This window comes from Pseudonocardia thermophila, assembly GCF_900142365.1.
Classification (GTDB): Bacteria; Actinomycetota; Actinomycetes; order Mycobacteriales; family Pseudonocardiaceae; genus Pseudonocardia; species Pseudonocardia thermophila.
In genome coordinates, this window is the sequence record NZ_FRAP01000021.1 from 113,540 (window position 1) to 137,534 (window position 23,995).

Sequence of the window (23,995 nt, forward strand, 5' to 3'; positions counted from 1 at the left end):
GTACGCGAGGAGTCGCTGGCCGGAGTGCTCACGTTTCGCCCCACGCCGCACCGCGACGACCGGGGAGTGTTCACCCGCACGTTCGACGCCGCGATCGCCGCCGAGCACGGCCTGGCCCCGGACGCGTTCGTCCAGGACAGCCAGTCGCGGTCGCGCAAGGGCACCGTGCGCGGGCTGCACGGGCGGCGCGGCCGCGGCGAGGCCAAGCTCGTCCGCTGCGCGCGCGGCGCGGTGCTGGACGTGCTGGTCGACGCCAGGCCCTCGTCGCCGACGTTCGGGCGATCACTGGCGATCCGGCTCGACGACGAGGAGTTCACCACCCTGTACGTCCCGCCCGGGCTGCTGCACGGCTTCCAGGCGCTCACCGAGTCGGCCGACGTCTGCTACCGCATCGACCGGCCGCACGCGCCCGGCGAGGACATCGCGGTGCGCTACGACGATCCCGACCTGGCGATCGAGTGGCCGCTCCCGGTCACCGCGATGAGCGAGCGGGACCGCGCGGCCGGCTCCTGGCGGGAGCTGCTCGCCGAGCTGAGTACGGAGCTGAGTACGGAGGCGGGCCGCTAACGGCGGGCGGGCCCGCAGCGAGTCGTGCGGCATGAGGTCATCCCGATGACGGGCGCGGCCGCTCCCCGCGGGGAGCCGACCTGCCGCCTCTGCGGATCGCAGCACCTGCGGACGTTCCTCGACCTCGGCGCCACCCCGCCGTGCGAGCTGTTCCTCACCGCGGACGCGCTGGACCTGCCGGAGGTCACCTACCCGTTGCACGTGCGCGTGTGCGAGCGGTGCCTGCTGGTGCAGCTGCCACCGCTGATCGATCCCGACGAGACCTTCACCGAGTACGCGTACTTCTCGTCGTACTCGACCTCGTGGGTCGAGCACGCGCACCGGTTCGTCGACGACGCGGCCGAGCGGCTCGGGCTGGGCCCCGACTCGTTCGTGGTCGAGGTGGCCAGCAACGACGGGTACCTGCTGCAGCACGTCGTGGCGCGCGGGATCCCCTGCCTGGGCATCGAGCCGTCGGTCAACGTGGGCGCGGCCGCGCGGGAGAAGGGGGTGCCGACGCTCACGGCGTTCCTCGGCGCCGAGACAGGCGCCCGGGTGCGGGCCGAGCACGGCCCGGCCGACCTGGTCTGCCTCAACAACGTCTACGCGCACATCCCGGACGTCCTCGGGTTCACGAAGGGGCTGCGCGCGCTGGTCGCCGACGACGGGTGGGTGTCGATCGAGGTGCAGCACCTGCTCACGCTGGTGCAGCGCAACCAGTTCGACACGGTCTACCACGAGCACTTCCAGTACTACACGGTGCTGACCGCGCAGCGGGCGCTGGCGACGGGCGGGCTGACCGTCGTCGACGTGGAGCTGCTCGACACCCACGGCGGCTCGATCCGGCTGTGGGCGCGCCCGGACGCGGTCGCCGGTCCGCCCGGCCCGCGGGTCGCCGAGGTGCTCGCCGCGGAGAAGGCCGCCGGGCTGCACACCGTCGACGGGCACGACGGGTTCGCCGCGTCGGTGTCGGCGATCCGCGACGATCTCGTCGAGTTCCTCATCGACGCGCGCCGCGCGGGCGCCACCGTCGTCGGCTACGGGGCGCCGGGGAAGGGCAACACGCTGCTCAACTACTGCGGAGTGCGGCCCGACCTGCTCACCTACACCGTGGACCGCAACCCGTACAAGCACGGCCGGTTCACCCCGGGCACGCGGATCCCCATCCACGAACCCGACCGGATCGCGAAGGACCGCCCCGCCTACGTGCTCGTGCTGCCCTGGAACCTGCGCGAGGAGCTGACCGAGCAGCTCGCCTACGTGCGGGAGTGGGGCGGCGCGCTGGTGTTCCCGATCCCCCGGCTCGAGATCGTCCGCTGAGGAGCCGACCGTGTCCCTGCTGCCGCGGCGCGTCGAGCAGCTCGTGCTGCTCGGCGCCCACTGCGACGACATCGCGATCGGTGCCGGCGGCACCGTGCTCGAGATCTGCCGCGCCCACCCGGGGCTCTCCGTGACCGCGCTCGTCCTGACCGGGGGCGGCACGGTGCGGGAGGAGGAGGAGCTGGCGGCGCTCGAGGCGCTCTGCCCCGGCGCGGACCTCGACGTCACCGTGCTCGACCTGCCCGACGGGCGGCTGCCCGAGCACTGGGGCGCGGCCAAGTCCGCCGTCGAGGCACTGCGCAAGCGGACCGAGCCGGACCTCGTGCTGTGCCCGGCGGTGCACGATGCCCACCAGGACCACCGCACGCTCGCCGAGCTGGTCCCGACTGCGTTCCGCGCCCACCTCGCGCTCGGCTACGAGATCCTCAAGTGGGACGGCGACCTCGCCCAGCCCGACGCGTTCGTGCCGATCCCGGCGACCGTGCTGCGGGAGAAGATCGACGTCCTGCACGCCTGCTACGAGTCGCAGACCACCAAGCCGTGGTTCGACGCCGAGACGTTCACCGCGCTGGCCCGGGTGCGCGGCGTGCAGTGCCACAGCCGCTACGCGGAGGGGTTCCACGTGCAGAAGGCGGTGCTGTCGGTGTCGGGTCCCGAGGAGTGACGATGGCGGAGCAGCGACCGGGCGGCGCGGGCATGCGGGTCCTCCTCACCGGGCACCAGGGCTACCTCGGCACCGTCATGGCGCCGATCCTCACCGCCGCCGGGCACGACGTCACCGGCCTGGACAGCGGGCTGTTCGCCGACTGCGTCCTCGGCGGGCTCGACGTCGCGGACGTGCCCGGGCTGGCCAAGGACCTGCGCGACGTGACCGTGGCGGACCTCGCGGGCTTCGACGCCGTGGTGCACATGGCGGCGCTGTCGAACGACCCGCTGGGCTCGCTCGCCCCGCAGATCACCTACGACATCAACCACCACGCATCGACCCGGCTGGCCCGGCTGGCGAAGGAGGCCGGGGTGCGGCGGTTCGTCTACGCCTCGACCTGCTCGGTGTACGGCGCGCAACCCGGCGACGACCTGGTCGACGAGGACGCCCCGCTCAAGCCGGTCACGCCGTACGCGGTGTCGAAGGTGCGGGTCGAGGACGACCTCGTCGCGCTCGCCGACACCGACTTCGTGCCGGTCGCGATGCGCAACGCCACCGCGTTCGGGTTCTCCCCGAGGCTGCGCGCCGACATCGTGCTCAACAACCTCGTCGGGCGGGCGATCCTGACCGGGAAGGTCACGGTGCTCTCCGACGGGACGCCGTGGCGCCCGCTCGCGCACGCCGAGGACATCGCCCGCGCCGTCGTCGCCGCGCTCGCCGCGCCGGCCGACGTCGTGCGGGCCCGCGCGTTCAACGTCGGCAGCGAGCGCAACAACCGCACGGTCGCCGAGATCGCGCAGGCCGTCGTGGATGCGGTCCCCGGCTCCGTCCTGGAGATCACCGGCGAGACCGGCAACGATCCACGCTCCTACCGCGTCGACTTCACCCGCGCCCGCACCGAGCTCGGTTTCGAGGCGACCTGGTCCATCCCCGACGGGGCGGCGCAGCTGGCCGAGGAGTTCCGCAACCGCGGGCTCACGCAGCACGACTTCGACCAGCGCTTCACCCGGCTCGCCGTCCTCCAGGCCCGCCAGGCGGCCGGGGAGCTGGACGAGCGGATGCGCGTCGTGGGGCGGTGAGCTCGGCCCGTACGGTGACGACGTGATCGAACTCGGTGCCCCCGTCCTCGGCGAGCCGGAGAAGCAGGCGCTCCGCGAGGTCATCGACTCCGGCTGGCTCACGATGGGCGAGCGGGTCCGCCGGTTCGAGGAGGACTTCGCGCGGCTGCACGGCGCCGCGGACGCGGTGGCGGTGTCGTCGGCGACGGCCGCCCTCCAGCTCGCGCTGGCCGCCCACGACATCGGCCCCGGCGACGAGGTGCTGGTGCCGTCGATGACGTTCGTGGCGACCGCCAGCACCGTGGTGCACGCCGGCGCGACCCCGGTGTTCGTGGACATCGCCGGCCTCGACCGCCCGCACCTCGACCTCGCCGACGCGAAGGCCCGGCTCACCGAGCGCACGCGGGCCGTCGTCGTCATGCACTACGGCGGCTACGCGATGGACCTGCCGGCCTGGCAGGAGTTCGCCGACACCCACGGGCTGATCCTCATCGAGGACGCCGCCCACTGCGCGGGCGCCGAGTACCCGGTCGGTCGGCACTCGGCCGCGGCGGCGTTCAGCTTCTTCACCAACAAGAACATGACCACCGCCGAGGGCGGGATGGTCCTGGTCGCCGACGAGGAGCGGCGGGCCCGCGTGCGTCTGCTGCGCTCGCACGGCATGACGGCGAGCACCCTCGACCGCGACCGGGGCCGCGCCGTCGGCTACGACGTCGTCGAGCCGGGGCACAACTTCCGCATGGACGAGCTGCGCGGTGCGCTGGGGCTGGTGCAGCTCGCGCGGCTGCCGGAGTGGAACGCGCGCCGGCGCGCGCTGACGGCGCGGTACCGGGCCGCGCTCGACGGGACTGCGGTGCGCGTCCCGTTCCCGGCCGATCACCCCACCACGGCGCACCTCATGGCGGTCGTGCTGCCCGCGGGGACCGACCGGACCGCGGTGATGCAGGAGCTGCGGGCGGCGGGGATCCAGTCGAGCGTGCACTACCCGGCGGTGCACCGGTTCACGGCGTACCGGGAGGCGGCGGGGCGGTTGCCGCGGACGGAGGAGTTCGCGGCGCGCGAGTTGACCCTGCCGCTGCACCCGGGGTTGTCGGACGAGGACGTCGATCTCGTCGCGGGGAAGCTGGTGGAGCTCGTCGGGGGCTGACGGCCGGCGGGAGGAACCGCGAGTCGCGCGTTCCGTCCGGCGAGTCCCGCGTTCGGGCCGGGCGAGTCGCGCGTTTGGTGCCGCGAGTCCCGCGCCCGGTGCGGCGAGTCTCGCGAACGGTCCCCGCGAGTCGCGCGCTCGGCCGGGCGAGTTGCACGCCCGGTCGGGCGAGGCGCATGTTCCGTCGGGCGAGTTGCACGTTCGAGCCGGCGGGCTCGCCGTCGCGGCAGCCGACTTCCGCCTTCGGCCTGCCGCGATCACGTTCAGGTGCGGGTTGCCGCTGTCCCGACCGCGGCGACCGGCACCTCGACCCGATCACGGCCCGCGGACAGCGTGAGGTCCGCACATCCCTGCGCGCACGACTCGCCGCGCGGCACGCACGACTCCGGCCCGAACGCGGTGCTCGTGGGACCGTGCGCGCGACTCGCCGCATCGAACGCAGGACTCGCCGGCGCCGGCCCGCGCCCGGCCCGCTCAGTCCTTCGCGTTGCGCGCGAGCTCCAGGGCGTACTCCGGCCACCACTGGCCGGCCCGCGGTTCGCCGGGGCGGCAGTCGCCGTCGCTCTCCCCCACTCGCTTGACCCACAGGAAGGCGTCCACGAGCGGTTCGCCGGTGTCGAACGTGGGCGGGGTGCCGAGGGCTCGGCCGGGCGGGTTGCACCAACCGGGGCCGCCGTCGACGTCGCCGTCGACACCGCCGTTGCCGTTGCGACCCGTGTCGATCACGAAGTGCTTGCCGCCGAGGGCCGCGGACAGCTCCTTGCCGAACTCGATGTTCTCCTCGGTCTCGAGGAAGTTCGAGACGTTCAGGCTGAACCCGTCGGCGTCCTCGATGCCGGCGCGCTTGAGGGCGTAGACGAGCTGGCCGGTGTCGTGGATGAAGCCGGGGTTGCCGGCGTCCAGGTACACGGTGGCGCCGGCGGCCTTGAGCTCGGCGATCGAGTCGGCGATGAGGTCGAGCCGCTCCTCACCCTTGCCGCACGCGATGGTCTGCGGGACGGCGTCGGGCTCCACGATGATCAGCGCGTTCGTCCCGCGGACGGCGCCGGCGACCTCGTCGGTCCACTCCCGGTAGTCGGCCGCGTCGGCGGCGCCGCCGCCGGAGTAGCTGTCGCAGTCGCGGCCGGGGATGTGGTACGTGACGAGGAACGGCCGCTTGCCAGCGGCCTTCGCCTTCTCGACGTAGGTGCGGGCCTGCTCCTCGACCTCCCACGTGGGCGTGGTGAGCCACTCCGGCATCGGCTGCTCGGCGATCTTGCGCAGCTGCTCGGCGTCGGCGGTGCGGCCCTGCGCCCGCCACTGCTCGATCTGCGCGGCGGCGGGCGTGTCAGGGTCGACGAACAGGTCGTGCTGGCCGCCCACCGGGAGCGGGACCGGGATCGGGGGGGACGAGCAGCCGGCGGCCACGAGCGCGGCGGCGCCGACGGCGAGGACGGCACGGATCAGGGTGTTCCAGCGCGGTGCGGGACTCACTTGTTCAGACCTTGGAGTTTCAGACCTTGGAGACGAGGCCGAGTGCGTAGTCGGGCATCCACTGACCGGCGGGCGGCTCGCCGGGCCGGCAGGACCCGTCGGACTCCCCGGGACGCTTGATCCACAGGTAGGCGTCGACGCGGTCCTCGCCGGTGTCGAAGGTGGGCGCCTGGCCGATCGCCCGGCCGGGCGGGTTGCACCACGACGGGCCACCGTCGATGTCGCCCGTGGTGGCGGGCCGGCGGTTGCCGTTGCGGCTGGTGTCGATCACGAAGTGCTTCCCGCCGAGCGCGTCGGAGAGCTTCCGGCCGTACGCGACGTTCTCGTCGGTCGGGTAGAAGTTCGCGACATTCAGGCTGAAGCCGTCTGCTTGATCGATTCCGCTACGGCGCAGCGCGTCGGCCAGCGCCCCGATGTCGGTGATGAACCCGGGGTTGCCGGCGTCCAGGTACACGGTGGCACCGGCGCCCTTGAGCACCTCGACGGCGTCGGTGAGCATCCCGTGCCGCTCGTTCGCCCGTCCAGCGCACCCGGACACCTCGTGCGGCACGGCGTCGGGCTCCACCACGACGAGCGCGTCGGTGCCCGCCAGCGCACCGGCGAGCTCGCGCACCCACTTCGCGTAGTCCTGCGTGTCCTCCGCACCGCCCGCGGAGAAGCTCTGGCAGTCGCGGTTCGGGATGTGGTACGCGACCAGGTACGGCCGCTGCCCGGCCGCCTTCGCCTTCTGCACGTACGCGGTGACCTGCGCGGCGACCTGCGCGGTCGGCGCGGTGGCCCACAGCGGCACCGGCTGCGCGGCGATCGCGCCCATCCGGCGGGCGTCCTCTGTGCGCCCCTGCTCCTGCCACTCCTGCGCCTGCAGAGCGGCCGGCGCCGTGGGGTCGACGAACAGCCCGGTCGGGGACGGCAGCGGCTTGCCGGGCCGCGGCCCGTCCGCGTCGCCGGTGTTGACGACCGCGAACAGGGCCGCGACCAGCGCGACGACGAGCGCACCGGCCACCGCGCCGTAGAGCAGGGCCTGGGGGCGACGGGTCCGCACGTCGCGCGAGTCTTCCAGAGGCAACCGGCGGCTGGGCCGGTGGTCCGTCACGAGCCCCCCACCACCGGCCCGGCCGGGGTGCGTCATCGCGTGACCTGCACCCACTTCGCCACGGACGGCACCCCCTGGTCGTCGACCAGGAACAGCATGTAGAAGCCCGGCAGCGCGATCGTGTCCTCCTTCGGCACCGTCAGCTCCAGGGTGCCGTCCGAGTTCTTCTCGATGTCGAGCGCCACCGAGCGCTGCTCGAGGTCGGTGACGTGGGTCGACGCACCGGGCTTGATCAGCCGCGCCTTCGCGATCCGGTCCGCGTCCGGGGTGGCGACCGTCATGGTCTCCCCGAGCCCCACCGTCGACGGCGCATCGGCGATGGTCGGCCGCTCCCCGCGGAAGAGGTACGCGGGGGTGAAGATCTCCAGCCGCTTCTCGAACTGCGCCGGCTTGGTGTTGTCCTTGTCCCGGAACAGCGCCTGGCCACCGAGGGTCATGACCTGGCCGGTGGGCAGCAGGATGCCCTCCGCGTGGTAGTCGCGGCCGACGCTGGGGTCCGCCGCGGGCGTGAGCGTGTTCGTGTCCGGGTGGTAGATGCTCGCCGTGTAGTTCCAGCTGGCGCCCTTGGCGCGGTAGTCGCGGGAGCCGTTGGAGATCAGCACCGTGTCGTCGGGCAGCTGCACGACGTTCGGGTAGCGCGTCGGCGCCGGCAGCTCCGGGCCGGGCGTGTAGCGCGGCTTCGGCTCCTTCAGGTCGATCACGTCGATGCGCGCGGTCGAGCGCGGCGACTCACCGATCCCGCCGCCGCCGACGACGATCACCTTCTGGTCCTGCACCGGGCCGGCGAAGGCCGAGCCCGCGGTCTCCAGCAGATCGGGATCGCGCAGCCCGGACACGGGCGTGAAGGTGTTCTTCTTCAGGTCCCAGAAGCCGGGCTCGCGACCCTGGTCGGCCGGGCCGTAGCCGGCGTTCGCGCCCGAGTAGAACAGCACGTCCTTCTTCGCCGTCTGGAACAGCGCGGGGTAGGTCGGGAAGTACTGCTCCAGGTCCTTGCGCTCGGTCCAGGTCTTGGTCTCCGGGTCGTAGACCTCGTTCTGGCCGGTCAGGATCTGCCCGACGCCGTCCAGGCCGGACACCGACAGGATCTGCCCGTCGGGCAGCCCGACGAGCGAGGGGTACCAGCGCTTGTACTGCATGTCGCCGACCCGGACGTACTCCTCTTTCCACGGGTCGAACTCGAAGCTGTCGGCGATGCCCTGGAAGTCCTGCTTGTCCAGGGTGAGCTTCTCCGCCAGGCCGTAGACGTTGTTGACGTCGAGGCCGGTCAGCCCGGTGACGGAGTACTGCGCCGGGACCTCGGTGACGCCGGCGGGCCCCTCGACCTCCGACTCGACGAAGACGGTGACCTCGCTGGCGACCACGTTGACCGGGCCGTTGGGCCGGCGCGGGTTCACCGGCACCTTCTCGGCGGGCGGCAGCTCGAAGTCGTGGGTGGCCTTGTACCTCCGCCCGTCGGGCGAGACGAACTCGGTGCCCTTGGGGAACTCGTGGGCCTTGTCCGGGTCCTCGTTCTTGACCCGCATCGCGCCGCCGGCGAACTTCACCGCCGGTTCGAGCACCTCGTAGCGCTGGGTGCCGCCGGCGACCAGCAGCTTGCCGTCCTGCAGGAACGCGTGCCCGGCGCAGAACATGTCGGCCGGGGTGGGCACGAGCTTCGACTGCCCGCTCACCGGGTCGTAGACGAGCGTGCGGAAGGTGCCGGCGTCGAACATCTTCTGCTCGTTGCCCGAGCCGGCGATGATCAGCAGCTTGCCGGTCGGCAGCATCGCCGCGTGGATGGCGTTGACCTGCACGTCCTCCGGCAGCTCGATGACGTCCCAGCGGCCGTACTGCGCCTTGTACTCGGGGCTGTCGATCAGCCACTGGTGCTGGATCTGCTCCACGAAGGAGATCGCGGGCGGCACGTTCACCGCCAGCAGCACCGCCGGAAGCGCGACGACGACGATCGGCTTCCGGAACTTGTTGACCAACCGGACGAAGCTCCGGATGACGTTCCTCATGCCACAGCCCTGATCTTGACGGTCCGTTCAGAATCGAGTTCGTAGGCCAGCTCGGGCGGGAGCTCCGGGCGCTGAGCGGACTGCGCCGCGGACCGGGCCTCGGAGGAGGCGGGCTCCGGCTTGTCGAGCCAGGCGAGCAGCATCGGGGTGAGGGTGATGATCAGCGCCAGCACCGGCCACATCAGCACGTTGAAGTTCGCGTAGCCCAGCACGAACGCGGCGGTGATGGAGCCCCCGATGACGGCGGCCCACATCAGGTGCCGCCAGAAGGTCCAGAGGGTGTCGGTCGACGACGCCACCGCCTTCGGCGTGACGACGAACTTCGCGGGCCGGCGCAGCAGCGTCGCGAGCAGGCCGGCCGCGTAGATCGGCGACGTCAGGATCGACATGATCATCCCGCGCAGGCCGGGCGAGCCGGCCTCCTCGAACGGGCTGACGTTGTAGCGCCGGTTGCGCACGTACACCCAGAGCTGGAAGAGCGTGGCGTCGACGTAGAGCGCGAGCCACAGCTGGGGCGGCACGCTGATGCCGGTCGCGCCGAGCGTCAGGTAGATCACCGCGTTGACGCAGCCGAGCAGCCAACCCACCGCCATCGACGGGTAGAAGGCCGCGATGAGCATGTAGTGCAGCGGCCGGAACTTGCCCAGCCGGTGCAGCCGCCGCCAGAACGGGCCGATGAGCAGCTCGAACGTGCCCCGGCACCAGCGCAGCTGCTGGCTGAAGTAGTCGTTCCACGACGACGGGCCCTCGCCGACCGCGACGACGTCGGGCGTGTACACCGAGCGCCAGCGGCCGCCGGTGGACGGGTTGCGCCGCGAGTGGATCGCCAGGCCCGTCGCCATGTCCTCGGTGATCGAGTCGATGAGGCCGCCGACGCAGCCGAGCGCCTCGATGCGCACCGCGTTGTTGGTGCCGACCAGCATCGGCGCGCCGTAGGCGTTGGCCGCCCGCTGGATGACCGAGTGGAACGGGAACTGCTGCGACTCCGCGGCCCGGGTGACGAAGCGCTCGTCGTTGGCGTAGCACTGCGGGCCGACCACGAAGGCGACATCCGGGTCGCGGAAGTAGCCCAGCATCCGCTCGGCGTACTCCGGCACGGGGACGTGGTCGGGGTCGACCGACATGAAGACGTCGTAGCGGTGCCCGTGGCGGTCCAGCCAGGCGTTGTAGTTGCCGTGCTTGGTCTTCGCCTTGAAGGCACCCTTCTTGGTGTTGTACTCGGGGATCCCCTTGCGGGAGAAGTGCCGCACGCCCTCCTCGGCGCACATGGCTTTCACCACGGGGTCGTTGCCCTCGTCGAGCAGCCAGACGTCCAGCTTCCCCGGGTAGCGGATGCGGCGCGCCGCGTGCAGCGTCTTGCGCACCATCTCGACCGGCTCCTTGCCGGGCACGATGGTGGTGAGGAACGCCACGCGCATGCGGGGGTCGGGGCGCACCGGGATCGGGTCGCGGGCGAGCAGCGTCGCGAGGGACAGGGAGATGACGTTGACCAGGCGCAGGCCCTCGACCAGCGCCACCGAGCAGAGCACGAAGATGTTCGCGACGTTGACCCACGGGCGGTACTCGTCGTACTCGGGGTGGTGGGCGGGCGCCAGCAGGAAGACCACGAAGCCGATCTCCAGCGCCACGTTGAGCAGCACCACGACCAGGGTCCGCAGGACACGACCCCTGCTCTGGCCGCCGACCCGCTGATAGGCCACCCGGTACTCGCCCGGCGGCGGCTCGGTCACCGGGCCGGCCAGGGTGGCGAACTCCCGGATCCGGTCCGGCGTGATCGTGGCCATCAGCGGTCTGTCCCCCGTGTCCCTCGTGTCTGCGGTGGCGGCCGGGTTCGCTCAGCCCCCGCGACGGGCGGGAGATCGCGCCTGCGTCGTCGAACAGTCGGTCACCGACTGATCGACCACGCCCCCGAGCCTGTTACGTGCGCCACGGCGAGGTGTGCCGTAACGCACAGATGCCGGACCGGCGGTGCCGCCGTCCCCCACGGCGGCACCGCGGTGGCCCAGCACGTCGTGTGTTCGTAGGTGAAGACGCGGTGGGCCCGGCGGAGGTTGCCCCCACGATCGAGCGCGTCGCCGAGGCGGCTTCGAGCACGGGGGCGGCAGTGGACACGACACGAGAGATGCGCAAGCGCGGTGAGCGCGGACGCGAGCAGCGCGGTCGTCCCCCGACCGCGCACAGCACACACGCATCCGCGTCCCCACAACCGGGACAACCGCGCGACCGCGGGCGAGGTGACGGTGGACCACCCGAACGCGGCATCCCGGCAGGGATCACCCGTTCAGCCGCGCCGGAAGCACGTTCGGCGACGACGCCCTGCAGCCGGGAATCCGCCGAGTGCGATAGTGGGGGGCGGCCGGACGGCCCGAGGGGCCGAGCGCCGGCAGGGTCGACGACGTCGATCGTGCCGACGGCGACCCCGGCACCCGAATCACCTGCCGAGAGGACCACCGCGTGACCGCCGCGAGCTCGGAATCGACCTCGGAAACCACGGGATCCACGCCTCCGCGACTCGGTGTCGCCGTGATCGGCGCGGGGTACTGGGGGCCGAACCTGATCCGCAACGCGCAGGCCACGCCGGAGATGCGCGTCGAGTACCTCTGCGACCTCGACGGCGAGCGTGCCCGCCGGGTGCTCGGCGAGTACTCCACGGTGAAGGTCGCGACCTCCGTCGACGAGGTGCTCGCCGATCCCGCCGTCGACGCGGTCGCGATCGCGACCCCGGCGGCCACCCACTTCGCCGTCGCGATGGCGGCGCTGGAGGCCGGCAAGCACGTGCTGGTCGAGAAGCCGATCGCGCCGACGTTCGAGGAGGGCCTCACGCTCGCCGAGACCGCCGACCGGCTCGGCCTGGTCCTGATGGTCGACCACACGTTCTGCTACACGAACGCGGTCGCGAAGCTGCGCGAGATGATCCGCGGTGGTGAGCTGGGCGAGCTGCAGTACATCGACTCGGTGCGGATCAACCTCGGGCTGATCCAGAGCGACGTCGACGTGCTGTGGGACCTGGCCCCGCACGACCTGTCGATCTTCGAGAACATCCTCCCCGAAGACCTGCGGCCGGTGGAGGTCGCCGCCCAGGGCTCCGACCCGGTCGGCGCAGGCCACGCCTGCGTCGCCTACCTCACCCTCAAGCTGTCGAACGGCGTGCTCGCGCACGTGCACGTCAACTGGCTGTCCCCCACCAAGATCCGCAACATGATCGTCGGCGGGTCCGAGCGCATGGTGGTGTGGGACGACCTGTCGGTCACCCAGAAGCTGTCGGTCTACGACTCCGGTGCCGAGATCAGCGCCGCGAGCCTCGACTCCGACGACCGGGCCGCCACGATCGTCGCCTACCGCAAGGGCGACATGGTGGCCCCCGCGATGCCCAACAACGAGGCGCTGCGCGGCGTGATGGCCGAGTTCGTGGCCTCGATCAACGAGAAGCGCGCCCCGCTCACCGACGGCTGGTCCGGGCTGCAGGTGCTCGCCGCGCTGGAGGCGGCGTCGCAGAGCCTCGCCAGCGGCGGGGCGTTCGTCCCGATCCGCCAGGTGGAGCGACCCCACGGAGGCAAGTGAGATGAGTACCGCTCAGCCGATCAAGGGCCAGCGGATCCTGGTCACCGGCGGCGCCGGCACGATCGGGTCGGCCGTGGTCGACCAGCTGGTCGCCGCGGGCGCCGCGCAGATCACGGTGCTGGACAACCTGGTGCGCGGCCGCCGGGAGAACCTCGCCGACGCCTTCGCCGCGGGCGGGGACCGGGTGACCCTCGTCGAGGGCGACATCGCCGACGTCGATCTGGTGCGCAAGCTCTCCGTCGGCCAGGACGTGGTGTTCCACCTGGCCGCGCTGCGCATCACCCAGTGCGCGGAGGACCCGCGGCTGGCACTGGAGTCGCTGGTCGACGGCACGTTCAACGTCATCGAGGCCGCCGCGGACGCCGGGGTCGGCAAGGTGATCGCGTCGTCGTCGGCATCGGTGTACGGGCTGGCCGAGGAGTTCCCGACCAACGAGCGCCACCACCCGTACAACAACGACACGTTCTACGGGGCCGCGAAGGCGTTCAACGAGGGCATGCTGCGCAGCTTCAAGGCGATGCGCGACCTCGACTACGTGGCGCTGCGCTACTTCAACGTCTACGGCCCGCGGATGGACACCTACGGCGTCTACACCGAGGTGCTGATCCGCTGGATGGAGCGCATCGCGAAGGGCCAGCCGCCGGTGATCTTCGGCGACGGGACGCAGACGATGGACTTCGTCCACGTCCACGACATCGCCCGGGCGAACATCCTCGCCGCGCAGGCCGACGTCACCGACGACGTGTTCAACATCGCCAGCGGCACCGAGACCAGCCTGTTGGAGCTGGCCAACGACCTGCTCAAGGCCATGGGCTCCGACCTCGAGCCGGAGCACGGCCCGGCCCGCGCGGTCAACGGCGTCACCCGGCGCCTGGCCGACATCTCCCACGCCGCCGACAAGCTCGGCTGGCGACCGCAGATCGACCTCAAGACCGGGCTGAAGGGCCTCGTGGAGTGGTGGATGGCCGAGACCGCGGCGGGGACGAAGCTGTGACCGGCGACGGGCAGGCGGCCCTGCCGGTGATCCCCGTGATGAAGCCCCTGCTGGGCGAGGAGGAGGCCGCGGCGGTCGCCGAGGTCGTCAAGTCCGGCTGGGTGGCGCAGGGCCCGCGGGTCGCGGAGTTCGAGAAGGCGTTCGCCGCCGCCGTCGGCGCCGCCGAGGGGGTGGCGGTCAGCAACTGCACGACCGGGCTGCACCTGATGCTGCACCTGCTCGGCATCGGACCCGGCGACGAGGTCGTGGTGCCGTCGTTCTCGTTCATCGCGACGGCCAACTGCGTGCGCTACGTCGGCGCCACCCCGGTGTTCGCCGATGTACTGGCGTCGAACGGCAACCTCGATCCCGAGTCGGTGGCCTCGGTGATCACCGAACGCACGAAGGCGGTGCTCGCCGTCCACCAGGGCGGCCAACCGGCCGACATCCCGGCCCTGCGCGAGGTGGCCGGGGACATCCCGGTGCTGGAGGACGCCGCCTGCGCCGCCGGTTCCACGCTGCACGGGGCCCCGGTCGGCACCGGCGCGCTGCTCGCGGCGTGGTCGTTCCATCCGCGCAAGCTCGTCACCACCGGCGAGGGCGGCATGGTCACCACCGACGACCCGGAGTGGGCTGCGCGGCTGCGCCGGCTGCGCGAGCACGGCATGTCGATCTCTGCCGCCGAGCGGCACGCGTCCGGCGGCGTGAAGCTCGAGCAGTACCTCGAGACCGCCTTCAACTACCGGATGACGGACATGCAGGCGGCGATGGGCCTGGTGCAGCTGCAGCGGCTGCCCGGGATGGTCGCCCACCGCCGCGAGCTGGCCGCCCGCTACGACGAGCTGCTCAGCCCGCTGGGGGCGCGCCCGGTGCGCGACCCGGAGTTCGGCACCTCGAACTTCCAGTCGTACTGGGTGGAGCTGCCCGAGGACGCCCCGCCCGCCGTGCAGGTGCTGCAGTCGATGGCCGAGGCCGGGATCTCCGGGCGCCGCGGGATCATGGCCGCGCACCTGGAGCCGGCGTACGAGGGGCACCCGCACATCCCGCTCCCGGTCACCGAGCACCTCACGCGGCGCACGGTGATCCTGCCGCTGCACCACGAGCTGACCGAAGCCGACCAGCACCGCGTCGTCGACGCCTTCGCAGCCGCGGTGCGCGTCCCGTCCGGAGTGACCTCATGACCGAGCCCACCCCCATCCCGCTGGTCGACCTGGGTGCCCAGCGCGACCAGATCCAGGACGAGGTGGCGGCGGGCTGGGAGCAGGTGCTCGCGCGCACCGCGTTCATCAACGGGCCGGCGGTGGGCGCGTTCGAGCAGGAGTACGCGCAGTTCCTCGGCGCGGGGCACGTGATCGGCGTGGGCAACGGCACCGACGCGATCGAGCTGGCGCTGCGCGCCCTCGGCGTCGGCCAGGGCGACGAGGCGATCATCCCGGCGAACACGTTCATCGCCACCGCGGAGGCCGTGGCCCGCACGGGCGCGACCCCGGTGCTGGTCGACTGCACGCCGGACACCGCGCTCATGGACCCGGACAAGGTCGCCGCCGCCATCACCGACCGCACCAAGGTCGTCGTGCCGGTGCACCTGTACGGCCAGTCCGCCGAGGTGGAGAAGATCCGCGCCGCGATCGAGTCGGTGCGCCCCGAGGGCCTGCCGATCCTGGAGGACGCGGCGCAGAGCCAAGGCGCCACCCGCAACGGCGTGGCCTGCGGCGTGCTCGGCGACATCGCCGCCACCAGCTTCTACCCGGGCAAGAACCTCGGCGCCTACGGCGACGCGGGCGCGGTCATCACCGACTCCGCCGACCTCGCCGCGCGGGTGCGGCTCATCCGCGACCACGGCTCGCCGCGCAAGTACGAGCACACCGTGCTCGGGTTCAACTCCCGCCTCGACACCCTGCAGGCCGTGGTGCTCTCGGCGAAGCTGAAGCGGCTCGCCGGCTGGAACGCCGCCCGCCGCGTGGCCGCCGAGCGGTACACGACCTTGCTGAAAGGCGTGGAGAGGGTCGTCACACCGACGGTGGCGGCGGGCAACGAGCACGTGTGGCACCTGTACGTGGTGCGCGTACCGAACCGCGACGAGGTGCTGGCGAAGCTGCACGAGGCAAAGATCGGCGCCGGCATCCACTACCCCGTGCCGGTCCACCTCACCGAGGCGTTCGGCGGGCTCGGCGAGGGCCGCGGCAGTTTCCCCGTCGCGGAGCAGCTGGCCGACGAGATCCTGTCGCTGCCGATCTACGCCGAGATCACCGAGGAGCAGCAGCAGCGGGTGGTCGACGTGCTGACGGCGGCAGTCTCCTGATGGCGATCAAGGTTCATCCGCAGGGGCTCTGCGAGTCCGACCAGGTCGGCGACGGCACGCGGGTGTGGGCGTTCGCGCACGTGCTGCCCGGGGCGGTCGTCGGCCGGGACTGCAACATCTGCGACTGTGCGTTCATCGAGGACGGCGCGGTGCTGGGGGACCGCGTCACCGTGAAGAACGCCACGCTCGTCTGGCGCGGGGTGACCTGCGAGGACGACGTGTTCCTCGGCCCGAACGTGCTGTTCACCAACGACCTGCGACCGCGGTCGGGCACCCCGTTCGGGCCCGAGGACGTGGTGCCCACCTACGTGCGCCGGGGGGCGTCGCTCGGGGCGGGCACCGTGGTGGTGTGCGGCACGGAGATCGGCGAGTACGCGTTCGCAGCGGCGGGTTCGGTCATCACCCGCGACGTCCTGCCGCACTCGTTCGTCGCGGGCAACCCTGCGGTGCACAAGGGCTGGGTCGGCCGCTGCGGCGCTCGGCTCACACAGGACGAATCGGACGATTCGTCCATCTGGCGGTGTACAGGCTGCGACGAGGCGTACGTCGTGGACGACACCACCGGGCGACTGCGACCGCACTCGCCGTAGACTCCCGGGCGCTCCCGAGATCAGCGTTGCTCCCCCGGCTGTCCCCCGAGCCCGGAGGTTCTCCGCCGTGACATCAGCCGTCGACGTCGTCGTTCCCTGCTACCGCTACGGCCATCTGCTCCCCCACTGCGTCCGCAGCATCCTGTCCCAGACCGGTGTCGACGTCCGCGTCCTGATCATCGACGACGCCTCCGGTGACGGGAGCGCCGACGTCGCCCGCGAGCTGGCCGCGGCCGATCCGCGCATCGAGGCCCGCGAGCACACCACGAACATGCGCCACATCGCGACGTTCAACGAGGGTGTGCTCGACTGGGCCGAGGCCCCGCTCACCCTGCTGATCTCGGCCGACGACGAGCTGAACGACGGTGCGCTGCGCCGCGCCGTCGACCTCATGGACGCCCACCCCGACGTGGCGTTCTGCTACGGCCACGCGCGCCGGTGGGACGTGACCAAGCCTCGCCCGCACCTGCGGCAGGGCGCGTGGCGACCGATCATCTACGACGGCCACTCGTGGCTGAAGGGCCGCTTCGACGCCGCCGCCAACCCGGTCTTCTCCCCGACCGTGGTGGTGCGCACCGAGCTGCAGCAGAAGGTGGGCGGCTACAACCCGAAGATGCTGCACACCTCCGACCTGGAGATGTGGCTCAAGCTCGCGCTGCACGGCGACGTCGGGTTCATCTCCGGCGCCGACCAGGGTCTGTACCGGGTGCACGAGTCCAACATGTCGAGCGACTACTACGACACCGACATGGGGCTCAAGGACCTGCAGATGCGGGCGCTGACGTACGAGGAGATCCTCACCAACCACGGCGACCTGCTGCCCGACGGCCCCGAGCTGGACCAGATGTACCGCCGCAGGCTGGCCAAGGAGGCGCTGCTGCGCGTCGGACGGGCCTACGACCACGGCAACGGCACCATCCGGGCCACGCAGGCGCTGGAGGAGTTCGCGCTGCAGATCTACGCCGACGCCCGGCGCCTGCCCGAATGGCGCACACTGCAGCTGCGCAAGGCCATGGGACCCCGGGTGGCACCCTTCTTCTCGCCGCTCGTGTTCACCGCGGTCGGCCGGCGGCTGCGGCAGCGCCGCCTGGACGAACGGTTGATCAACGAAGGAGTCTGACGGTGGGTCTGGTCGAACGGGCACGCAAGTCCGCGCAGTGGCGGATCGAGGCCGCCTGGGACAGGGTGGCGCAGGCGCGCGCGTTCACCGAGCGCCAGTTCATCGCGCGCACCACGAAGAAGCGGGTGCCGACCAGCCGAATCCTCTGCTACCACACCGTCGGCATGCCCAAGATGGGTGTGAACGACGTCTCCCTCAAGCGGATCGAGGCCCAGCTGGCCGCCGCGAAGGAGGCCGGCTACACGTTCGTGCCCGCACGGGAACTCGCCGACCAGAACCAGGCCGTGCCCGTCCCTGGGGACATGCGGCTCGCGCTGACCTTCGACGACGGGTTCCGCTCGATCCTCACCACCGTCGCACCGCTGCTGCGCGATCTGGACATCCCGTGGACCGCGTTCGTCGTCAGCGGCTTCGCCGACGGCCGCAAGGGCCACGACGACTTCCTGACCTGGAAGGAGATCGACCAGCTCGCGTCGGACGGCGTCACGATCGCCAGCCACTCGGTCACCCACCCCAACTTCGCCCGGCTCGGCCCGCGCGAGATCGTCGAGGAGATCGAGCAGTCCCGCCGGGCGCTGCGTGACCGACTCGGCATCGAGACCACCGAGTTCGCCATCCCGTTCGGCCAGTCCGGCAACTGGCCGGTCGAGGCCCAGTCCGCGGCGATCGAGGCCGGCTACGACACCATCTACGCGCAGTCGGTCGAGCGCCGCGCCCCCGGTACGGTCGCGCGCACCTTCGTCACGAAGTTCGACGACGACCGCATCTTCCGGGCGGCGCTGGCCGGGGCCTTCGACCGCTGGGAAGAGTGGTTCAAGGAGTGACCCGTCAGGGCCGCCCCTCGGGGTGCTGCCCGCGGCGGTCGGCGGTCGGCACCGGCGTCTCCGGCGTCGGGCCGGCCGAGTCGACACCCCCCTCAGCGCTCTGCTGACCAGCACTCTGCTGACCAGCACTCTGCCGATCAGCAGTCGGCCGATCAGTGCTCTGCCGACCAGCACGGTGCTGCGCCGGGCGCGGCTCATCCAGCCGCCGGCGCGGCACCGGCGACGGCGCGCCCGGCAGCGGTCCGCTGTCGTCGATGTAGCGATGCCGCCGCGGCGGCTGCCCAGCCTGCTGCTGCGGTCCCCGAGCGGCCTGCTGCGGCCCCGGCGGGGGCGGTCCCTGCCGCCGCGGCGGCGGAGGCGGCATCTGCCGCCGGGGAGCGCCCGGCGGCCCCTGGGGCGGCGGCACCGGCCGCTGCGGCGGACCCTGCTGGGGAGGCTGCTGCGGATACGGAGCCGCGCCTCCCGGCGAGGCCACCGGCGGCCGCCCTGTGGGCCGGTCGCGCGGCGGTGTCGGCGGACGCGGGCCGCGCCCGCCGTTCGGCGGCGCCTGCCGCGGCACCCGCGAACCCCCCACCGGGGCCGGCGGGCGCGCGGTGCCGTACGGCGGGCTGGGCGGCGAACCGGGCACGCCGCCCCGCGGCGGCCCGGCCGGGCGCACGGGGCCGTGCCGGCCAGGAGCGGGCGGAGCGGGGACCGGCCGCTGGGGCCGCCCAGGCGGCAACGGCGGCCCAGCATGCGGGTGCCCTGCGGGGCCGTTGTTGCGGGCGGGCAGCGCCGCCTCGGTCGGCCCCTCCAGCGCGTCCAGTGACCCGACGGGGATGCGCTCGCCGGCCTGGATGGCGTCCTCGGCCCGGTCCACGGCCACGTCCGCCTCGGCGAGCCGGGCCTGCTGGGGCTGCTGGCGCTGCTTCTGCAGCTGGGGCCGGATGAGCGGCAGGACCATCGTCTGGGCGGTCGGCGACCCCCAGTCGCGGATCTGGCGGCGGCCGAACTCCATGGTCTCGTCGGCGGTGAAGACCGGGATGAGCATCGTCGGCGGGTCGAGCAGCGGGTCCGGCCGCTCGACGCCGTCGTCCTCGTCCTCCTCGTCCTCGCCACCGCGGCGCAGCAGCTTCGCCTTGATCGCCTTGACCGCGCGGCGGGCCAGCTTCGGCTCCACCGCCGCCATGCCGGCGAGGAAGATCACCAGGAACAGCAGCGACTCGCCGACCAGGACCAGGATGCCGAGGAAGCGGTTCATCTGGTCGGCGTTGATGATCACGTGCTCGAGGTAGCCGGTCACCGCACCGGCGATCGCCGCCATCACCAACGGCGGCACGATCACGCGCACGACCGTCGGGATCGAGTACGGGATCACCTTGTAGGTGAGCACCAGGATCACGACGCCCACCACCAGCTCGGTGGCGCTCGCCGCGAGGCCCACACCGACCAGGCCGAACGGCGGCATCAGCGCCACCAGCAGACCGAGCCCCAGGACGATGCTCGTCGCGGTGGTCCAGTTCAGCAGCTGCGAGCGCCCGGTCGCCTTGATCGCCTCGCTGCCCGCGGCCTGCAGCGCGATGCCCGGGCCGTACCCGGCGAGCGCGACGAACGCGATGCCCGCGCCCCGCCACTTCTCGCCGAGCAGCAGCACGACGGCCGGTTCGCCGACGGCGACGACCAGCCCGGCGACCGCCGCCGACGCGATCCAGGCCCACTGCAGGCCGCGGATGAACGCGTTGCGCAGCCGGTCCGGCTCGCTCGCCAGCCGCGAGAACGCCGGGAACAGCACGTAGGAGCCGATCTGGACGACCGCGTTGCCCGGGATGAGCGAGAGCCGCTGACCGTAGCGGTAGTTACCGAGGGGATCGGCCGACAGGCCGCGCGCGATCAGCGCCGACTCCGCCGAGGTGCGGATCTTGTCGACGATCCCCTCCAGCAGCAGCGGGAAGGCGAACTTCGCCATCTCCCGCCACAGCTTGTAGGAGGGCTTGGCGAACCCCGGCCACCAGCCGGAGAACCACCACGACAGCACCACCCAGGTGAACATCGCCGCGTAGTTGCCGATCACCTGTGCCCAGGCGCCGTAGCCCATGGCGGCGAAGGTGATCGAGACGACCGCGAACACCAGCATCCGCGCCGGGTCGACGATCAGCCTGCGGCGGAAGTTGAACTGCCGCTGCATCAGGCCGTCGGGCACGTTGGTCAGGGCGTGCAGGATCATCGTGCCCGCGTTGGCGGCGGCGATCGCGACGACCGTGCCGGTCAGCTCGGGGCCGAAGTCGGCGATCATCCCGACGATCGGGGCCGTCCCGACCGCGACGAGCGCCAGCAGCACGCCGGTGCCGGCGGTGGCCCAGAAGACGGTGTCGGCTGCGCGCGCGACGTCGTTCTCGCGCTGGATCAGCGCACCGCGCAGGCCTCCTTCACTGACGCTGATCAGGAAGCCGGACAGCAGCGTGCCGGCGACGAACAGACCCAGGTCGGTCGGCGTCAGCAGGTGCGCGAGCACCAGCGTCTGCACGAACGAGATGACCTGCCCGAACACCATCGCCGCCGCGGAGTAGAGCGCTCCGCGCTTGAGGGTGTTGGACAGCCCCTCCATGTCGGGCGGGCCGACGGCCCGCTCCGTGGACAGCCGGGCGCGCTCGCGCCAACCCGGCCGTTTGCCGTCCGGGCGCTTCTCGATGTCGACGGACGAGGTCATGACAACCTCCCGGCACGGCCAGCCCGCGCGCGGCGAGGCACCGGCGTTCGGCTGGTCACACGGTCCCCTCGGTCGTCATCACCCGCCGCAGCCCCAACGGCGCGACGCCCCGATCACGAGGGTAACGGCGAGGAGCCCCGGATCGTCACTCGAGAAGGACCACGGTCCCCCGAAAGCGGGGGCGGCCGACCCTCACTTCGGGGTCGTGACCTCGTGATAGATCGTCGCGAGGTTGCGCGCTGTGACCTCTGCCGAGAAGTGCTTCTCGACACGTTCGCGGCCCGCGTCGCCCATCGCCCGACGGGCGTCGGCGTCCACGAGGAGCTTCTCCAGCGCATCGGCGAGCCGCTCCGGATCCTTCAGCGGCACGACGAAGCCGGTGCGCCCGTCCTCGACCAGCCGGGCGACGTCGCCCACGTCGGTGGCGACGACCGGCAGCCCCGAGCCCATCGCTTCGAGGATCGACAGCGGCTGGGCCTCCCACCAGGACGGCAGGCAGAAGATGTCGGCGTCGGAGTAGACGCTGGGCACGTCCTCGGGCTCGCGGCGGCCGAGGAGATCGGCCCACTCCGGCAGGTTCGCCCGCACCTCGGCCTCGGCGGCCGGGCCCTCGTCCGGGGTGCCGCCGAGCATGCGCAGCTCGTGGGCGATCCCCCGGTCGCGCAGGATCTTCGACGCCTGGGCCAGGTCGAGAACGCCCTTGCGCGGGGTGAGCAGGCCGACGTAGAGGATCCGCGGCGGGGTGTGGTCGCGCGGGCCGGGGTGCCAGCGGTCGAGCTCCACACCGTTGTCGACGAGCACCACCCGGTCGTCCGGGAACACCTCGCGCAGCATGGCCAGCCCGGCGCTCCACACGGCCACGACCTTCGCCACCGGCTTCATGGCCAGCCGCAGGAAGCGGCGCCGCCGGTCGGACCTGAGCCACGCGCGCAGCTCGCCGCCGTGCGCGTGCACGACGACGGCCGCCCCGGCGCTGCGGGCGGCCGCGGCGAGCAGCCCGGCCCGGATGATCGTGACGGTCGGGGCGAGGGCGGAGTGGATGTGCACCACGTCGCGGCCCTTGGCCAGCCGGCGCACGGCGCGGGCGTCGGCCAGGGTGCGCTTGATGTTGCCGGTGGTGAACTTGCCGCCCTCGGGCGTGCCGGTGTGGGCGACGTTGAGCAGGTCGACGTCGACGAGCCGGGACAGCTCGCCCCTGGTGAGCATCTCCAGGAAGGTCGGGATGCCACCGCGGTCCGGTGCGGCCTTGCCGACCAGCAGGACCTTCAGCTTGCGGCCGGCCGAGGATCCGGTCCGGCTGCTGCCCTCGCTCACGCTGCCCTCCGATCGTCGGAACGGCTGACGGCCCGGCGGAGCGCGTCGGCCACGCCGGCCCAGAACCCGACGCCCCAGCCGATGTGCATCGCCAGGAACGCGGGAGCCACGTACTTCCGCGACTCCCGCGGGAGATCGCGGCCGGTCTTCACCGAGGCAGCGGTCAGCGCCGCGGCGTAGGGGGCGACCATCGCCGCCGCGATCCGCGGCCGGCGCAGGGCCACCAGCCCGGCCAGCACGAGCCAGGCGAGGAACGCCGGCACGAGCACGTGGCGGGGCCGCATCGACGCCGGGTGCTTCAGCGCGACCGCGACCTTGCCGTGCCCGTAGCGGCGGTACTGCTTGTAGAGGTCACCGATGGTCTGGCGGGAGTGCCAGCGGATCTTGATGTCCGGGTCGAAGAGGAGCCTGTGCCCGGCCATCCGCAGCCGGTAGTCGAACTCGTAGTCCTCGTTCGCGACCAGGTCCTCGTCCCAGCCGCCCAGCTCGCGCAGCAGCGCCACCGGGTAGGCGCCGAACGGGACGTGGTCGACCTCCTGCTCGACCTCGCCGTGGTGGTAGACCGATCCACCGACCCCGAACGGGCTACCCAGGGCCGCGGCTATCGCCCGGCCGGCTGGTGTCACTCCGTGACCGTCCTTGCGCCCGCCGACGCCGCCCCAGCGGCCCTCCTGCAACCGACTCACGTTCTTGCGGACGTAGTCGGTCCCGACGGTGGAGTGCGCGTCGACGCGCACGAGCCAGCGGCCCCGCGCGGCGGCGAGCGCGATGTTCAGCGCGCGCGGGATCCCGCCCTGCGGGTTGTGCAGCAGCTCGATCCGCGGATCGGCGGCGGCGCGCTCCTCGACGACCTCGGTGGTGCGGTCCCGGGTCGCCCCGTCGACCACCACCACGATCTGGAGGTTGCGGTAGTCCTGCGCCTGGATGCCGTCGAGCGCGGCGCCGATGAACTTCTCCTCGTCGCGGGCCGGCATGATGACCGTGACCAGGTCGGATTCGCCGACGCCCGGGCCGGCGTCCGCCTCCGTCGTGGTGCGCGCGGCCCCGCTCGGGTCGCTCGGGTCGGTCACGTGCTCCACCTTCTCGGTTCGTCCGGGGCCGCCACTCCGTTGCGCCGAACCGGTGGACCGGGGCGCACGGGCACCGGTGGGGCCGGAACTCGTCGCAGCCGACCGTACCGGGCCGGTCCCGGCGGGCCGCTGCGACCCCGCGTCACCGACGGGACATCGCTGACCTGCACGTTCGGACTAGCTGTAGTGACTCAGGACGTTGTTGTCAGTGCTCGACGGCGTGTCGGCTTGAACGAGGGGAGGGCCTCCGGGCGAGGTGGGTGTGTCTGAGG

Annotated in this window: 19 protein-coding genes; 12 read left to right on the plus strand and 7 right to left on the minus strand. The window is 72.3% G+C overall.

The features are described 5' to 3' along the window. Positions 1–24 precede the first annotated feature (24 nt). Genes BUE41_RS24175 through BUE41_RS24195 form a run of 5 tightly spaced genes read left to right on the plus strand, consistent with a single transcriptional unit; the run spans position 25 to position 4,717 of the window. Positions 25–567: a dTDP-4-dehydrorhamnose 3,5-epimerase family protein gene (locus tag BUE41_RS24175; RefSeq protein ID WP_234997535.1), complete on the plus strand. Its 543-nt coding sequence runs from the start codon at positions 25–27 to the stop codon at positions 565–567. Between the two features lie 45 nt (positions 568–612). Next, positions 613–1,866, plus strand: coding sequence for a class I SAM-dependent methyltransferase (locus BUE41_RS24180; protein WP_073459608.1), 1,254 nt, complete (start codon positions 613–615; stop codon positions 1,864–1,866). A 10-nt stretch (positions 1,867–1,876) separates the two neighbouring features. Continuing rightward, complete coding sequence (locus BUE41_RS24185; RefSeq protein ID WP_073459609.1) at positions 1,877–2,530, plus strand: PIG-L deacetylase family protein; 654 nt, start codon at positions 1,877–1,879, stop codon at positions 2,528–2,530. Between the two features lie 32 nt (positions 2,531–2,562). Continuing rightward, a complete protein-coding gene (locus tag BUE41_RS24190; RefSeq protein ID WP_073459632.1) occupies positions 2,563–3,591 on the plus strand; it encodes an NAD-dependent epimerase/dehydratase family protein in 1,029 nt (342 codons plus the stop codon). A gap of 22 nt (positions 3,592–3,613) precedes the next feature. Next, positions 3,614–4,717: a DegT/DnrJ/EryC1/StrS family aminotransferase gene (locus tag BUE41_RS24195; protein ID WP_073459610.1), complete on the plus strand. Its 1,104-nt coding sequence runs from the start codon at positions 3,614–3,616 to the stop codon at positions 4,715–4,717. A gap of 474 nt (positions 4,718–5,191) precedes the next feature. Here BUE41_RS24195 and BUE41_RS24200 read toward each other — a convergent pair whose 3' ends face one another. The 4 genes from BUE41_RS24200 to BUE41_RS24215 all read right to left on the minus strand — a co-directional run bounded on the left by BUE41_RS24200 (position 5,192) and on the right by BUE41_RS24215 (position 11,067). Continuing rightward, the gene (locus BUE41_RS24200) at positions 5,192–6,190 is read right to left on the minus strand and encodes a glycoside hydrolase family 6 protein (protein ID WP_200804087.1); all 999 of its coding nucleotides are present in this window, start codon (positions 6,188–6,190) and stop codon (positions 5,192–5,194) included. Between the two features lie 19 nt (positions 6,191–6,209). Next, positions 6,210–7,232, minus strand: coding sequence for a glycoside hydrolase family 6 protein (locus tag BUE41_RS24205; protein ID WP_073459611.1), 1,023 nt, complete (start codon positions 7,230–7,232; stop codon positions 6,210–6,212). A gap of 83 nt (positions 7,233–7,315) precedes the next feature. Continuing rightward, entirely contained in the window at positions 7,316–9,283 is a 1,968-nt protein-coding gene (gene glxA / locus BUE41_RS24210) for a radical copper oxidase GlxA (RefSeq protein ID WP_084755761.1), read from the minus strand. Beyond that, positions 9,280–11,067: a glycosyltransferase family 2 protein gene (locus tag BUE41_RS24215; RefSeq protein ID WP_073459612.1), complete on the minus strand. Its 1,788-nt coding sequence runs from the start codon at positions 11,065–11,067 to the stop codon at positions 9,280–9,282. Before BUE41_RS24215 ends, glxA begins: the two co-directional genes overlap by 4 nt. 739 nt (positions 11,068–11,806) lie before the next feature. Here BUE41_RS24215 and BUE41_RS24220 point away from each other — a divergent pair. From BUE41_RS24220 to BUE41_RS24250, 7 genes are all read left to right on the plus strand, one after another. Further along, positions 11,807–12,844 carry a Gfo/Idh/MocA family protein gene (locus BUE41_RS24220; protein ID WP_234997537.1) on the plus strand — a complete coding sequence of 346 codons (1,038 nt, stop codon included), beginning with the start codon at positions 11,807–11,809 and terminating at the stop codon, positions 12,842–12,844. A gap of 1 nt (position 12,845) precedes the next feature. Next, positions 12,846–13,838 (plus strand): NAD-dependent epimerase/dehydratase family protein, encoded by a 993-nt coding sequence (locus tag BUE41_RS24225; protein WP_073459614.1) that lies wholly within the window; start codon positions 12,846–12,848, stop codon positions 13,836–13,838. Next, the gene (locus BUE41_RS24230; RefSeq protein ID WP_234997539.1) at positions 13,835–14,998 is read left to right on the plus strand and encodes a DegT/DnrJ/EryC1/StrS family aminotransferase; all 1,164 of its coding nucleotides are present in this window, start codon (positions 13,835–13,837) and stop codon (positions 14,996–14,998) included. The genes BUE41_RS24225 and BUE41_RS24230 overlap by 4 nt, the downstream gene beginning before the upstream one ends. Then, positions 14,995–16,119, plus strand: a complete 1,125-nt coding sequence (locus tag BUE41_RS24235; protein ID WP_073459615.1) for a DegT/DnrJ/EryC1/StrS family aminotransferase — start codon at positions 14,995–14,997, stop codon at positions 16,117–16,119. Before BUE41_RS24230 ends, BUE41_RS24235 begins: the two co-directional genes overlap by 4 nt. Continuing rightward, the gene (locus tag BUE41_RS24240) at positions 16,119–16,709 is read left to right on the plus strand and encodes an acyltransferase (RefSeq protein WP_073459616.1); all 591 of its coding nucleotides are present in this window, start codon (positions 16,119–16,121) and stop codon (positions 16,707–16,709) included. The genes BUE41_RS24235 and BUE41_RS24240 overlap by 1 nt, the downstream gene beginning before the upstream one ends. Before the next feature lie 67 nt (positions 16,710–16,776). Next, entirely contained in the window at positions 16,777–17,829 is a 1,053-nt protein-coding gene (locus BUE41_RS24245) for a glycosyltransferase family 2 protein (RefSeq protein WP_073459617.1), read from the plus strand. Between the two features lie 2 nt (positions 17,830–17,831). Continuing rightward, complete coding sequence (locus BUE41_RS24250; RefSeq protein ID WP_200804088.1) at positions 17,832–18,653, plus strand: polysaccharide deacetylase family protein; 822 nt, start codon at positions 17,832–17,834, stop codon at positions 18,651–18,653. A 4-nt stretch (positions 18,654–18,657) separates the two neighbouring features. On the opposite strand, the gene BUE41_RS32525 is transcribed toward BUE41_RS24250, so the two are convergent. The 3 genes from BUE41_RS32525 to BUE41_RS24265 all read right to left on the minus strand — a co-directional run bounded on the left by BUE41_RS32525 (position 18,658) and on the right by BUE41_RS24265 (position 23,723). After that, positions 18,658–21,339: an oligosaccharide flippase family protein gene (locus tag BUE41_RS32525; RefSeq protein ID WP_073459618.1), complete on the minus strand. Its 2,682-nt coding sequence runs from the start codon at positions 21,337–21,339 to the stop codon at positions 18,658–18,660. 192 nt (positions 21,340–21,531) lie between these two features. Next, positions 21,532–22,653 (minus strand): glycosyltransferase family 4 protein, encoded by a 1,122-nt coding sequence (locus tag BUE41_RS24260; protein ID WP_073459619.1) that lies wholly within the window; start codon positions 22,651–22,653, stop codon positions 21,532–21,534. Beyond that, complete coding sequence (locus BUE41_RS24265; protein WP_159444961.1) at positions 22,650–23,723, minus strand: glycosyltransferase family 2 protein; 1,074 nt, start codon at positions 23,721–23,723, stop codon at positions 22,650–22,652. Before BUE41_RS24265 ends, BUE41_RS24260 begins: the two co-directional genes overlap by 4 nt. Between the last annotated feature and the right edge of the window lie 272 nt (positions 23,724–23,995).

Bases quoted from the DNA above. Each gene is read 5' to 3' on its own strand.
- BUE41_RS24180 (WP_073459608.1), top strand. From the start codon at position 613: ATGACGGGCGCGGCCGCTCCCCGCGGGGAGCCGACCTGCCGCCTCTGC.
- BUE41_RS24190 (WP_073459632.1), top strand. From the start codon at position 2,563: ATGCGGGTCCTCCTCACCGGGCACCAGGGCTACCTCGGCACCGTCATG.
- glxA (WP_084755761.1), bottom strand. From the start codon at position 9,283: ATGAGGAACGTCATCCGGAGCTTCGTCCGGTTGGTCAACAAGTTCCGG.
- BUE41_RS24215 (WP_073459612.1), bottom strand. From the start codon at position 11,067: ATGGCCACGATCACGCCGGACCGGATCCGGGAGTTCGCCACCCTGGCC.
- BUE41_RS24225 (WP_073459614.1), top strand. From the start codon at position 12,846: ATGAGTACCGCTCAGCCGATCAAGGGCCAGCGGATCCTGGTCACCGGC.
- BUE41_RS24235 (WP_073459615.1), top strand. From the start codon at position 14,995: ATGACCGAGCCCACCCCCATCCCGCTGGTCGACCTGGGTGCCCAGCGC.
- BUE41_RS24240 (WP_073459616.1), top strand. From the start codon at position 16,119: ATGGCGATCAAGGTTCATCCGCAGGGGCTCTGCGAGTCCGACCAGGTC.
- BUE41_RS32525 (WP_073459618.1), bottom strand. From the start codon at position 21,339: ATGACCTCGTCCGTCGACATCGAGAAGCGCCCGGACGGCAAACGGCCG.